13 protein-coding genes are annotated in these 11,957 nt (G+C 70.8%); 2 read left to right on the top strand and 11 right to left on the bottom strand.

The genetic code is table 11. The annotated features are described in order from the left end of the window. Positions 1-16: 16 nt before the first annotated feature. From ACFV9Q_RS20175 to ACFV9Q_RS20160, 4 genes are all read right to left on the bottom strand, one after another. A complete protein-coding gene (locus ACFV9Q_RS20175; RefSeq protein ID WP_377229156.1) occupies positions 17-616 on the bottom strand; it encodes a TetR/AcrR family transcriptional regulator in 600 nt (199 codons plus the stop codon). Further along, complete coding sequence (gene ispF, locus ACFV9Q_RS20170; RefSeq protein ID WP_377235875.1) at positions 613-1,158, bottom strand: 2-C-methyl-D-erythritol 2,4-cyclodiphosphate synthase; 546 nt, start codon at positions 1,156-1,158, stop codon at positions 613-615. Before ispF ends, ACFV9Q_RS20175 begins: the two co-directional genes overlap by 4 nt. Further along, positions 1,155-1,871, bottom strand: a complete 717-nt coding sequence (ispD, locus tag ACFV9Q_RS20165) for a 2-C-methyl-D-erythritol 4-phosphate cytidylyltransferase (protein WP_377235874.1) — start codon at positions 1,869-1,871, stop codon at positions 1,155-1,157. The genes ispF and ispD overlap by 4 nt, the downstream gene beginning before the upstream one ends. Before the next feature lie 108 nt (positions 1,872-1,979). Continuing rightward, on the bottom strand, positions 1,980-2,462 hold the full coding sequence (locus ACFV9Q_RS20160) for a CarD family transcriptional regulator (protein ID WP_020017968.1): 483 nt from the start codon (positions 2,460-2,462) through the stop codon (positions 1,980-1,982). Between the two features lie 304 nt (positions 2,463-2,766). Here ACFV9Q_RS20160 and ACFV9Q_RS20155 point away from each other — a divergent pair, with 304 nt between their 5' ends. After that, complete coding sequence (locus ACFV9Q_RS20155; RefSeq protein WP_377235873.1) at positions 2,767-3,306, top strand: hypothetical protein; 540 nt, start codon at positions 2,767-2,769, stop codon at positions 3,304-3,306. 114 nt (positions 3,307-3,420) lie between these two features. Here ACFV9Q_RS20155 and pstB read toward each other — a convergent pair whose 3' ends face one another. The 7 genes from pstB to ACFV9Q_RS20120 all read right to left on the bottom strand — a co-directional run bounded on the left by pstB (position 3,421) and on the right by ACFV9Q_RS20120 (position 10,892). Further along, positions 3,421-4,200 (bottom strand): phosphate ABC transporter ATP-binding protein PstB, encoded by a 780-nt coding sequence (gene pstB, locus ACFV9Q_RS20150; protein WP_377235872.1) that lies wholly within the window; start codon positions 4,198-4,200, stop codon positions 3,421-3,423. A gap of 45 nt (positions 4,201-4,245) precedes the next feature. Then, positions 4,246-5,205 carry a phosphate ABC transporter permease PstA gene (gene pstA / locus ACFV9Q_RS20145; RefSeq protein WP_377235871.1) on the bottom strand — a complete coding sequence of 320 codons (960 nt, stop codon included), beginning with the start codon at positions 5,203-5,205 and terminating at the stop codon, positions 4,246-4,248. Next, entirely contained in the window at positions 5,205-6,209 is a 1,005-nt protein-coding gene (pstC, locus tag ACFV9Q_RS20140) for a phosphate ABC transporter permease subunit PstC (RefSeq protein WP_377229150.1), read from the bottom strand. The genes pstA and pstC overlap by 1 nt, the downstream gene beginning before the upstream one ends. A 133-nt stretch (positions 6,210-6,342) precedes the next feature. Beyond that, entirely contained in the window at positions 6,343-7,461 is a 1,119-nt protein-coding gene (pstS, locus tag ACFV9Q_RS20135; RefSeq protein WP_377235870.1) for a phosphate ABC transporter substrate-binding protein PstS, read from the bottom strand. 181 nt (positions 7,462-7,642) lie between these two features. Further along, a complete protein-coding gene (gene pstS, locus ACFV9Q_RS20130; RefSeq protein ID WP_377235869.1) occupies positions 7,643-8,791 on the bottom strand; it encodes a phosphate ABC transporter substrate-binding protein PstS in 1,149 nt (382 codons plus the stop codon). Between the two features lie 119 nt (positions 8,792-8,910). Next, positions 8,911-9,609 (bottom strand): response regulator transcription factor, encoded by a 699-nt coding sequence (locus ACFV9Q_RS20125; protein WP_377229148.1) that lies wholly within the window; start codon positions 9,607-9,609, stop codon positions 8,911-8,913. Next, on the bottom strand, positions 9,606-10,892 hold the full coding sequence (locus tag ACFV9Q_RS20120; RefSeq protein ID WP_377235868.1) for a sensor histidine kinase: 1,287 nt from the start codon (positions 10,890-10,892) through the stop codon (positions 9,606-9,608). The genes ACFV9Q_RS20125 and ACFV9Q_RS20120 overlap by 4 nt, the downstream gene beginning before the upstream one ends. 273 nt (positions 10,893-11,165) lie before the next feature. Here ACFV9Q_RS20120 and phoU point away from each other — a divergent pair, with 273 nt between their 5' ends. Further along, positions 11,166-11,813 carry a phosphate signaling complex protein PhoU gene (phoU, locus tag ACFV9Q_RS20115; RefSeq protein ID WP_377229146.1) on the top strand — a complete coding sequence of 216 codons (648 nt, stop codon included), beginning with the start codon at positions 11,166-11,168 and terminating at the stop codon, positions 11,811-11,813. The last annotated feature ends 144 nt before the right edge of the window (positions 11,814-11,957 follow it).

Raw genomic sequence — 11,957 nt, 5'->3', positions numbered from 1 at the left:
CGGGGACGGCGAGACCTCAGGGCTGCATGTCGTCGAACACGTCGTGCGTCAGGTCAGCGAAGGCGGACCGCGCCGCGGCGTCGTCCTGGTCGACCATCCAGGCCAGCTCGATGCCGTCGATCCGGATCGCCACGGTGCGCGCCAGCGCGTCGATGTCGGTCCGGTACTTGGCCTCGGCGACCTCGGCCAGCCGCAGCAGGTACTCCCGCGTCATCACGATGCTCTGCTTGAGGTGCGCCTGCGCCACCTCGCGCAGCACCGGCGTGCGCGCGCCCGAGACGGCGAACTCGAAGGTGAGCAGCCGCATGTGCTGGTGCTGCTTGAGGCCCGTCAGGAGGGCGTCCACGGCCGTGTCGGCCAGGGTGGTGCGGTCCGGCCCGACCTCCAGCGCCGAGATCATGGGCTCGGACGCCCGCATCGCGATGGCCCGGCCCATGGCCCGCAGCATCGCGTCCTTGTCGTCGAAGCAGTAGTGCACGGTGCCCAGCGAGATGCCGGCCTCCTGCGCCACGCGGCGCACGGTCACCGACTCGACGCCCTCGCGCATCGCCACGCTCAGCCCGGCCTCGACGATCTCGGCGCGCCGTTCGTCCAGCGGCTTGCGCTTGTTGTTCATGCCGCTGCCCTGCCGTCGGGCACGACGAGCGCCGTCGCGATCGCCGCGACACCCTCGCCGCGCCCGGTCAGCCCGAGCGCATCGGTGGTGGTCGCGGTCAGGGAGACGGGCGCGCCTGCGGCGGCGGACAGCGCCGCCTGAGCCTCGTCGCGCCGCGTGCCCACCCGCGGATGGTTTCCGATCACCTGTACAGCCACATTGCCGATCATGTACCCCGCAGACCGAACGCGCCTCGCGGCCTCGGCCAGCAGCGTGGTCCCGGAGGCCCCCGCCCACTCGGGACGGCCGGTCCCGAAGTGCGACCCGAGGTCGCCCAGGCCCGCCGCGGAGAACAGCGCGTCGGCCGCCGCGTGCGCGGCGACGTCGGCGTCGGAGTGCCCGGCCAGGCCGCGTTCGCCCGGCCAGTGCAGGCCCCCGAGCCACATCTCGCGGTCCGTCCCGTCCGGCGCGAAGGCGTGCACGTCGACGCCGATGCCCGTGCGCGGCAGGGGGTACGCGGCGGCCGGGACGGCGGGGTCCGGCGTGCTCGACGGGTCGGTCATGCGTTGCTCTCCTGCAGCACGAGGGACGCGAGCCACAGGTCGCGTTCGGTGGTGATCTTGAAGGCGGCGGCGTCCCCCGGCACGATGTGCACCGGCTCGCCGAGCACCTCGACGAGGCCGGCGTCGTCCGTCGCCGCGAGGTGCTCCGCCTGGGCCCGGGCGGCGCCCGTCCTGTGCGCGCGCACCAGCAGGTCGCGCGCGAACCCCTGGGGCGTCTGCACGGCCCGCAGCATCGAGCGGTCCGGGGTCCCCGTGACCAGCTCGGCGTCGCCGTCCGGCCGCACCTGCTTCACCGTGTCCGTGACCGGCAGCCCGGGCACCACGGCCCCGTGGCCGCTGCGGACGGCCGCCACGACCCGCCGGACGAGGTCCGGGGGGACGAGCGGGCGAGCCGCGTCGTGCACCAGCACCACGTCGTCACCGGGCCGGGCGCGCGCCAGGCCGGCGTGCACCGAGGCCTGCCGGGTGGGGCCGCCGTCCGTCACCTCGACAGGGACGTCGACGTGCGGGTCGTCGGCCATGAGGTCGGCCATCACGCCCACGAGCCCGTCGGGCGCGGTCACCACGATCGAGTCCACGACTCCCGACGCCGCCAGGCGCCGCGCCGCGTGCAGCACGAGCGGGAAGCCGTCGAGCTCCACCAGTGCCTTGGGCAGGTCTCTGCCTAGTCGGGAGCCCGAGCCGGCGGCCGTCAGGATTGCAAGGGTCGTCATCTCGTCGGGGTCCCCACAGGATCATGATTGAAGCGAAGGATCCCGTGGGGCACGATGCACCGGTCGCCAGACCGGTGCATCAGTGGAGCTGGGGATCCTGTGGGTGGGTCAGGAAGCGAGGACCTCGTCGAGGATGGCTTCCGCCTTCTCCTCCTCGGTGTGCTCGGCCAGCGCGAGCTCGGACACCAGGATCTGCCGTGCCTTCGCGAGCATTCGCTTCTCACCTGCGGAAAGACCGCGGTCGGCGTCACGGCGGGACAGGTCGCGAACGACCTCGGCCACCTTGATGACATCGCCCGACGCGAGCTTCTCGAGGTTCGCCTTGTACCGGCGCGACCAGTTGGTGGGCTCTTCCGTGTACGGCGCGCGAAGCACCTCGAACACGCGGTCGAGACCCTCCTGGCCGACGACGTCGCGTACCCCCACCAGGTCGACGTTCTCCGCCGGGACCTCGATGGTCAGGTCGCCCTGGGCAACCTTGAGCTTCAGGTACATCTTTTCTTCGCCGCGAATCTTGCGGGTCTTGATCTCTTCGATCAGCGCCGCGCCATGGTGCGGGTAGACAACCGTCTCGCCTACTGTGAACGTCATCTGCAGATGTCCCCTTTCCCTGAAACCAGGTTACCACGGCGTGATCTGAAGAACTTGCACCCTTGGCGTTTGTCCGACCCCCTCGCGAACAGCGTTTCCGCAGGTCAGAGCGTTGTCCGCCCGGGTAGGTGGGGTGATCCTCACCTCCGCGACCCCGGTCGGATCGTTCCGTAGCCGTGACCGTTGCCACTCCCTGACCGGGTGGTTCGTCACCTTCGGCGATGCGCGGGCACGCCCTCGGGCCCACTAGGATATTGCGGGGATCCGACCCCGCCCGAACCAGACGAACATCAGGGAGTTCACCGTGTCCCGTCGCGCCACCGCCGCCCGAGGCGCCCGCACCACCGCCGTCGCGGCGGTCCTCGCTGCGGGAGCCCTCCTGCTGGCGGCCTGCGCCCCGACCACAACGACGAAGCCCTACGACCCGTCCGACGGCGTCGGGGTCTCCGTCCTGGGCGAGGAGGACACGGACCTGCGCGGCATCAACCTCATGGTCGTGTCCGCCGCCGAGGGCGAGGCCGGCAACGTGCTGGGCGCGCTGGCCAACGAGACGGCCGACGACGCGTCGTTCACGCTCCAGGCCCCCGGCGCCGCCCCCGTGATCGTCGAGGTCCCGGCAGGCGGCACCATCTACCTGGGCACCGAGACCGGCGAGGCCGCCCTGCTCGACACCGTGGGCGCCGCACCGGGCAACTACCTCGACGCGACCCTGACCGTCGGCACCGACACCAAGGAGTTCCAGCTCCCGGTCCTTGACGGCACCCTCTCGGAGTACGCCGACTACCTCCCGGTCGAGGTGCTCGTCGACCCGTCGGTGTCGCCGTCCCCCTCCCCCTCGGAGTGACCCGCCGGGCTCCCGGCCCGGCACACAGTCAGCAAACACACCTCTGGCGAGGTAGGACCGCCGTCCTACCTCGCCAGAGGTGTGTTCCGGCCGGGGCCGGTCAGCGACGGCCCGTCACCCGAAGCGGCCCGAGACGTAGTCCTCGGTGGCCTTCTCCGCCGGCGACGAGAAGATCGTCGCGGTGTCGTTCATCTCGATGAGGCGGCCGGGCTTGCCGGTGCCCGCGATGTTGAAGAACGCCGTCCGGTCGCTCACGCGCGCCGCCTGCTGCATGTTGTGCGTGACGATGACGATCGTGTAGTCCTTCTTGAGCTCCTGGATCAGGTCCTCGATCGCCAGCGTGGAGATCGGGTCCAGGGCCGAGCACGGCTCGTCCATGAGGACCACCTGCGGCTTCACCGCGATGGCGCGGGCGATGCAGAGGCGCTGCTGCTGGCCGCCCGACAGGCCGGAACCGGGCTTCTCCAGGCGGTCCTTGACCTCGTTCCAGAGGTTGGCGCCGCGCAGGGACGACTCGACCAGGTTGTCCGCGTCCGACTTGCTGATCCGCTTGTTGTTCAGCTTCACGCCCGCCAGCACGTTGTCCCGGATGGACATGGTGGGGAACGGGTTGGGGCGCTGGAACACCATGCCGACCGTCCGGCGCACGGCCACGGGATCGACGTCGTCGCCGTACAGGTCGACGCCCTCGAGCTCCACGGAGCCGTCGACGCGGGCCCCGGGGATCACCTCGTGCATGCGGTTCAGGGTGCGCAGGAACGTCGACTTGCCGCAGCCCGACGGGCCGATGAAGGCCGTGACGGACTTGGGGTCGATCGTCATGGACACACCCTCCACGGCGAGGAAGTCGCCGTAGTAGATGTTCAGGTCTTTCACGTCGATGCGCTGTGCCATCGGATCATTCCTTCGTGTGAGCTGCGGCTGAGGCGGGTCTGCGCGTCAGCGCAGCTTCGGGGAGAACCACCGGGTCACGAGGCGCCCGATGAGGTTGAGGAGCATGACGATGATGATCAGCAGGAGCGCGGCGGCCCAGGCCCGGTCGAAGTTGATGTTCACCAGGCAGTCAAGCGCATCCTCGCGGCAGGGCACAGGGCCCTGCCGGTACTGGCTGAAGATGTAGACGGGCAGCGTCATCATGCGGCCGTCGAACGGGTTGAAGTTGATCGAGTCCGAGACGCCGGCGGTGATCAGGATCGGGGCGGTCTCGCCGATCACGCGGGCGATGGAGAGCAGCACGCCCGTCGTGATGCCGGCGACGGAGGTGCGCAGCACGACCCGGACGACGGTGAGCCACTTGGGCACGCCCAGCGCGTACGACGCCTCCCGCAGCTCGTTGGGCACGAGCTTGAGCATCTCCTCGCAGGAGCGCACGACCACGGGGATCATCAGCACGCTCAGGGCGACCGCCGCGATGATGCCGAGCTTGGCGCCCGGGCCCAGGAAGATCGTGAACAGCGCGAAGGCGAACAGACCCGCGACGATGGACGGGATACCCGTCATGACGTCCACGAAGAAGGTCGTGGCCCGGGCGAGCGCGCCCCGCCCATACTCGACGAGGTAGATCGCCACCAGCAGGCCGATCGGCACCGAGATGACCGTGGCGGTCAGCGTGATCATCAGCGTGCCGACGGCGGCGTGGTAGGCGCCGCCCATGTCCATACCGCCGAAGACGCCGCGCATCGACGTGAAGAGGAAGTCACCGTTGAACCGCTCGATGCCGTTCACGAGGACGGTCCACAGCAGGGACACCAGCGGGATCACGGCGAGCGTGAAGGCGCCGTAGATCAGCACCGTCATGATGCGGTCGGTGCGCCTGCGGCCGGTGTCCGCGGCGGTCAGGAGGGCACGCGTGCGCTCGGCGGCGCCGGTGTCGTCCGTGATCGAGGTCGTGGCGCTCATCAGTTGGCTCCCGAGAATTCCTTGCGCCGCGCGACGATCGCGCGGGCGCCCATGTTGACCACCATGGTGATGACGAACAGCGCGAGGCCGGTGGCGATGAGCACGTTCACCGCGAGCCCGCTGGCCTCGGCGAACCGCGACGCGATGAAGGCGGCGATGGTCTGCTGCTGGCCGGAGTCGAAGATCTGGAACGAGTAGAGGATGCCGGGCGACAGGATCATCAGGACCGCCATCGTCTCGCCGAGCGCGCGGCCGAGGCCGAGCATCGCGGCGGAGATCACGCCGGAGCGGCCGAACGGCAGCACGGCGGTGCGGATCATCTCCCAGCGTGTGGCGCCCAGGGCGAGCGCCGCCTCCTCGTGCAGCGTCGGGGTCTGCAGGAAGACCTCGCGGGAGACGGCGGTGATGATCGGCAGGACCATCACCGCGAGCACCACGGACGCCGTCGCGAGCGAGCGGCCCGTGTTCGTCACGTTCACGGTCCAGAACGGCAGGAAGTCGAGGACGCCCGCGATCCACACCCACACGTCGCTGATGATCGGGGCCAGCGTGCGCCCGCCCCAGAGGCCGAACACCACGGACGGGATCGCCGCGAGGAGGTCGATCACGTAGCCGATCACCGAGGCGGCGCGGCGCGGCGCGTAGTGCGAGATGAACAGCGCGATCCCGATGGCGACCGGCGTCGCGAGCAGCAGCGCCATGGCCGCGGCCAGCAGGGTGCCGAACACGAGGGGGCCGACCAGGTCCCAGAGCGAGTTCATCCCCGCGGGCAGGCCGCCCTTGCCGCTGAGCTCCTCGGGCGAGGCCATCAGCGCGGGCAGGCCGCGCGCGATGAGGAACACCGCGACGGCCGCCAGGACCAGCAGCAAGAACGCGCCGGACCCGGTGGTGATCCAGCGGAACACCCGGCTGAAGCCGCGTTCGGTGTCGCCGTGGTTGCGCCGTCGGGCGGGCGGCTTCAGTCGGCCGGGCTGGGCGTCCGGCGGACTGTCGGTGGTGGTCACAAGAGCTCCTCGATGCTCGTCGCTCGTGGTGGGGGGATCGGGATCAGTGACTGACATGGCTGTGCCGGCGACCGGACCTGCGACGCCGTCGGCGCCGTTCGGTCCGGCCGCCGGCCGGTGTTCATGTGTTTCGTCAGCCGACCGTGATCGACTCGATCGCGGCGGCGACCTGCTCGGCGGTGGCCGCCGAGATGGGCGCGTTGCCCGCGGCGTCGGCCGCGGCCTGCTGGCCCTCCTCGGAGGCCTGGTAGGCCAGGAAGGCCTTGACGAAGTTGCCCTGCGCCTCGTCGGCGTAGTTGGTGCAGGCGATGGCGTACGACACGAGCACCAGCGGGTAGGTGGTCGGGTCGGTCAGCGTGCGGTCGACCTCGATGGCGAAGTCGTGCTCGGCGCGGCCCTCGACGCGCGGGGAGGCGTCAACCGTGGCAGCGGCGCCCTCGGGCGTGTGCTCCACGAACTCCTCGCCGACCTTGATGGCCGCGGTGCCCAGCGTGCCGACCTTGGAGGCGTCGGCGTAGGTGACGGCGCCCTCGGTGTCGGTCACGACACCGACCACACCGGACGTGCCCTCGGCGGAGTCGCCGCCCTTGAGCGGCCAGACACCGTCGGGCTCGTCGGTCCAGGCCTCGGGGGCCGTCGCCGAGAGGTACTCGGTGAAGTTCTCGGTGGTGCCCGAGTCGTCGAGGCGGTGCACCGGCGTGATGTCGGTGTCCGGGAGGTCGGCGTCGGGGTTGTCGGCCGCGATCGCGTCGTCGTTCCACTTCTTGATCTCGCCGTTGAAGATGTTGGCGATGACCTCGGAGGAGAGGTTCAGCGAGTCGACGCCGGGCAGGTTGAAGGCCACGGCGATCGGGCTCACGTAGATCGGCAGGTCGATCGCGCCGTCGGGGCCGCAGACCTCGGCCGAGGCGGCGAGCTCCTCGTCGTCGAGCGCGGAGTCCGAACCGGCCCACTGCACGCCGCCCGCGAGGAACTGCTCGCGGCCCGCGCCGGAGCCGGCCGGGTCGTAGTTGATCGTGACGTCCGGGTTCGCGCCCTGGAAGCCGGCGACCCAGGCCTCCATCGCGGACTCCTGGGACGACGCCCCGGCGCCGGCGAAGTCGCCGGAGATGGCCTCGCCGCCCGCTGCCTCACTGGGCTCGGCACCGGTCGTCGGGTCAGACCCGCAGGCTGCGAGGCTCAGCGCGAGCGCGCCCACCATGACAGCGGAGCCAACGCGGGGGAATCGGCTGATCTTCACGTGTCTTTCCATCCTGTTCAAGTCGTACGCGCGGCGAGCGCCGCGGCGTCAGTCGGGACGCTAGGCAGGTGGAGTGACCTGCTCACCAGGTCCAGGTAAACGGAGGGTGAACAAGCCCGCGGGAAGCGGGTGATACGCAACACGATCACCATGACACGCCCTGCCGCGAGCCACCCGCCGTGCGTTCCGGAGGTCATCCGCCGGCCTGCTCCTCCGGGCGGTCCCGGGTCAGGTAGATGGCCTTCGCGGCCTCGGCAATCCAGGCCTGGACGTCGGGCGAGATCGCGGCGTTGCCCGCTGCCGCGGCCGCGCGCTGCTGCCCCTCGGCCGACGCGACGTACGCGACGAACTCCTTGACGAAGCTGCCCTTCGCCTTGTCCTCGTACCGCGAGCACACGACGAGGTAGGACACGAGCACCATCGGATAGGCGAAGGGCTTGTCGATCGTCCGGTCGAGGGCGAAGGCGAGGTCGTGCTCGTAGCGGTTCTCGATCCGCGGCGAGATGTCGACGACGGCAGCCGCTGCGTCCGCGCTGTAGGGCACGTACTCGTCGCCGACCAGGATGGCGGCGCGCCCGAGGTCGGACGTGCGGGAGGCGTCGGCGTAGGTGATGCCGCCCGGCGTGGAGCGGACCGTGTCCGTGACGCCGCCCGTCCCCTCGGCCGCGAAGCCCTGCGGCAGCGGCCAGACGCCGTCCGGCGGGTACGGCCAGGCGCCGGGCGCCGTGGCGTGCAGGTAGTCGGTGAAGTTCTCGGTGGTGCCGGAGTCGTCGGACCGGTGCACCGGCGTGATCTCCAGCGCGGGCAGCTTCGCCTCGGGGTTGGCCGCGACGATCGCCGGGTCGTCCCACCGCGTGACCTGGCCCGTGAAGATCCGCGCGATGAGGTCGGAGGACAGGTTGAGCTGGTCGACCCCCTCGACGTTGAAGGCGACCGCGATCGGGCTGATGTAGACCGGCAGGTCGATCGCGTTGCCGCCGTCGCATGCCGGGCCCGAGGCTGCCATCTCCTCGTCGCTCAGCGCGACGTCGGAGGCACCGAAGGCCGTGTTGCCCGCGAGGAACGACTCGCGCCCGTCGCCCGACCCGACGGGGTCGTAGCTGACCGCGGCGTCGGGGTGCTGCTCCTGGAACCCGCTGATCCAGGCCTCCATCGCCGACTCCTGGGACGAGGCACCGGCGCCGGCGAACGTGCCGGCGACGACCTGCGCCTCGGCGGTGGCCGTCGGCTCCGCCTCGCCGCCGAACCCGGGCAGCCCGGCCGCGGCGCAGCCCGCGAGCGGCAGCACGAGGGCGCCGGCGGTGGCGGCGGAGACGAGGCGGGTGTAATGGGGGGTGCTCACGGTTCGCGAAACTACTCAGGGGCGCGGTCCCGCGAGCAAACGCCGGATGAACGGAGGGTGACCAGCGTTCACGTTTCACCCGTGAGGTGCGCCACTTCCGGGGCGCACCTCACCGGGGGTCACCCCTCGTCGTCGGCCAGCTTGTAGCCCAGACCGCGCACCGTGAGCAGGTACTTCGGGGTGCCCGGGTCGGGCTCGATCTTCGAGCGGATCCGCTTGACGTGGACGTCGAGCGTCTTGGTGTCGCCCACGTAGTCGGCGCCCCAGACGCGGTCGATGAGCTGGCCGCGGGTCAGCACCCGGCCGGCGTTGCGCATCAGCAGCTCGAGCAGGTCGAACTCCTTGAGCGGCAGGGCCACGCTCTCCCCGGAGACGGCCACGGTGTGCCGCTCCACGTCCATCCGCACCGGCCCCACCTCCAGCACGCCGTCCTCGTCCTGGTCCGTGGAGTCGGTGGGCTGCCGGCGCCGCAGCACGGCCCGCACCCGGGCCAGCAGCTCCCGGTAGGAGTACGGCTTGGTCACGTAGTCGTCGGCGCCGAGCTCCAGGCCCACCACCTTGTCGATCTCGGAGTCCTTCGCGGTCAGCATGATGACCGGCACGTCACCGCGGGCCCGCAGCTCGCGGCACACCTCGGTGCCCGACAGGCCGGGCAGCATCAGGTCGAGCAGCACGAGGTCCGCCCCCTCCGCGTCGTACGCGGCGAGCGCCGAGACGCCGTCGGCGGCCTCGATCACCTCGAACCCCTCGCGGGTCAGCTGGTACGTCAGCGGGTCCCGGTACGACTCCTCGTCCTCGACCACCAGGATGCGCGTCACGCACCTACCTCCTCGTTCTTCGTGGCCGCGGTGTCCGCGGCCTTGTGCTGGTCCTGCTCGTCGTGCTGCTCCTGTTGCTCGCCCTGGTCCTGCTCGTCGCCCTCGCGGACGACGTCGGCCAGGGAGGGCGGGGTGACCCGGCCTGCGCCGGGCCGGTCCGCGGAGGGGATCCGCAGCGTGAAGGTCGAGCCCCGCCCGGGCTCGGACCACATCTGGACGTCGCCGCCGTGGTCGGCCGCGACATGCTTGACGATACTGAGCCCCAGGCCGGTCCCGCCGGTGTCGCGCGAGCGCGCCGGGTCCACCCGGTAGAAGCGTTCGAAGACGCGGTCCTGCGCGTCCTCGGCAATCCCGACGCCCTGGTCCACGACGGCGATCTCGACGAGGCCGCCCCGCTCGTTCACCCCGACGCCCACCCGGCTGGCGGGCCCGGAGTAGGCCACGGCGTTGTCGACCAGGTTGCGGACCGCGGTGACCAGGAGGTTGTGGTCCCCGTACACCTCGGTGTCCAGGTCGCCGCCCATGGTGATCGCGATGTTCTTGGCCTGGGCCGTGGTGCGCGCCCGGTCGACCGCCTCCTCCACGACCTCGCGGATCGGGACGGGCGTCAGCTTGGGCACCGCGCCGGCGCCCTGCAGCCGGGACAGCTCGATGATCTCCTGCACCAGCGCGGACAGCCGCACGGCCTCGCGCTGCATGCGCTCGGTGAACCGGCGGACGGCGACGGGGTCGTCGGCGGCGTCGGCCACGGTCTCCGCGAGCAGCGCCAGCGCGCCGACCGGCGTCTTCAGCTCGTGGGACACGTTGACGACGAAGTCGCGGCGGATCGCCTCGACGCGGCGGGCCTCCGTGCGGTCCTCGGCGAGCACCAGCACCCGGTCCAGGCCGAGCGGCGCGACGCGCACCTGCAGCAGCACCGTGCCCTGGCCCACCGGGCCGCGGGGCAGCTCCAGCTCCTGCTCGCGGATCACGCCGTCGCGCCGCACCAGGGCGACCAGGTCGGTGATGGCGGCGTGCACCAGGGCGTCGTTGCGCACCACGCCGAGGGCGTAGGCCGGGGGCGACGCGCGGATCACCTCGTCCTCGCCGTCGAGCACGACGGCGGCAGAACGCAGCACGGAGAGCACACGTACGAGGCCCGCGTCGAGCTCGTCGGGTTCGGTCGGGGGCAGGGCGTGCTGATGCCGTTCGGAGACGCGGAACGCCACGGTGGCGACCACGCCGACGATCACGCCGAGAATTCCGGCGACCAGCACCGGTACCCCGGAGATGATTCCGTCCACGCCTCCAGGGTAGGTCGACGTTTCAACCGCTGACGGACGTGGGCGGGCGGTCGGAGGATCGCGTCGCCTACTGTTCATGTCAGGGAGGAAGAGCGTTAACCTCCCAGTACATCGCGCCGTCGAACCTAGGTGGGTGCGGGCGGTAGCTGTGCCGTGCGCCGTTCCGGGACGTGTCCGGGCGGCCGGCCCGGCCGTGCGTCGGCCCTGCCCGCCTCACGGCGGCGCGACAGCGGACGCGAACCGTTCGCGCGCCACGAGTGCGAGAGGAAACCGATGCGACAGATCTTCGATGCCGAGCTCCAGCAGGTCGGCGACGACCTGACCGAGATGAGCAGGCTCGTCGAGTCCGCCATCACCCGCGCCGGAACGGCGCTGCTGGAGGCCGACCTTCAGCTTGCGCAGGAGGTGATCGCCTCCGACAAGACCATCGACGCCATCGAGGACTCGCTCGACGAGCGGTGCGTGCACCTGCTCGCGCAGCAGGCCCCGGTCGCGACCGACCTGCGGGTGGTCGTCAGCGCCCTGCGCATGAGCGCGTCGCTGGAGCGGATGGGCGACCTGGCGCGCCACGTCGCCCAGGTGGCGCGCGGGCGCTACCCCGCCCAGGCGATCGTCCCGGAGGCCCGGGACACGTTCGCCAAGATGCACGACGCCGCCGTCCGGGTGGCCCAGCGCACCACCAAGCTGCTCGCCACGCGCGACCTGTCGGTGGCCGAGGCGCTGGAGCGCGACGACGACATCATCGACGAGCTGCACCAGGAGACGTTCAACACGCTCCTGGCGCCGGGCTGGCAGGGCACCGTGCAGGAGGCCGTCGACGTGACGCTGGTGGGCCGCTACTACGAGCGGTTCGGCGACCACGGCGTGTCGGTCGCCCGCCGCGTGACCTTCCTGGTCACGGGCGACTTCCCGGAGGAGTGACCCACCCGCCCCTTACAAACCGTTGAGTGCTGGGTGTTTTTTTTTTTTTTTTTTTTCTCAGAGACACAAAACCAACCCCCCCCAACTTTTTTCTCGTTTTTTTTTGGTCCCTGTTTGTTTCTCTCTCGCTCTTCTCTCTTCTTT

This window comes from Promicromonospora sp. NPDC059942 (assembly GCF_042731755.1).
GTDB lineage: Bacteria > Actinomycetota > Actinomycetes > Actinomycetales > Cellulomonadaceae > Promicromonospora.
This window is presented reverse-complemented; position numbering and strand designations above follow the sequence as displayed.

Excerpts from the sequence above, each read along its gene's own strand:
- ACFV9Q_RS20175 (WP_377229156.1), bottom strand. The coding sequence starts at position 616 with ATGAACAACAAGCGCAAGCCGCTGGACGAACGGCGCGCCGAGATCGTC.
- ispF (WP_377235875.1), bottom strand. The coding sequence starts at position 1,158 with ATGACCGACCCGTCGAGCACGCCGGACCCCGCCGTCCCGGCCGCCGCG.
- ispD (WP_377235874.1), bottom strand. The coding sequence starts at position 1,871 with ATGACGACCCTTGCAATCCTGACGGCCGCCGGCTCGGGCTCCCGACTA.
- ACFV9Q_RS20160 (WP_020017968.1), bottom strand. The coding sequence starts at position 2,462 with ATGACGTTCACAGTAGGCGAGACGGTTGTCTACCCGCACCATGGCGCG.
- pstB (WP_377235872.1), bottom strand. The coding sequence starts at position 4,200 with ATGGCACAGCGCATCGACGTGAAAGACCTGAACATCTACTACGGCGAC.
- pstA (WP_377235871.1), bottom strand. The coding sequence starts at position 5,205 with ATGAGCGCCACGACCTCGATCACGGACGACACCGGCGCCGCCGAGCGC.
- pstS (WP_377235870.1), bottom strand. The coding sequence starts at position 7,461 with ATGGAAAGACACGTGAAGATCAGCCGATTCCCCCGCGTTGGCTCCGCT.
- phoU (WP_377229146.1), top strand. The coding sequence starts at position 11,166 with ATGCGACAGATCTTCGATGCCGAGCTCCAGCAGGTCGGCGACGACCTG.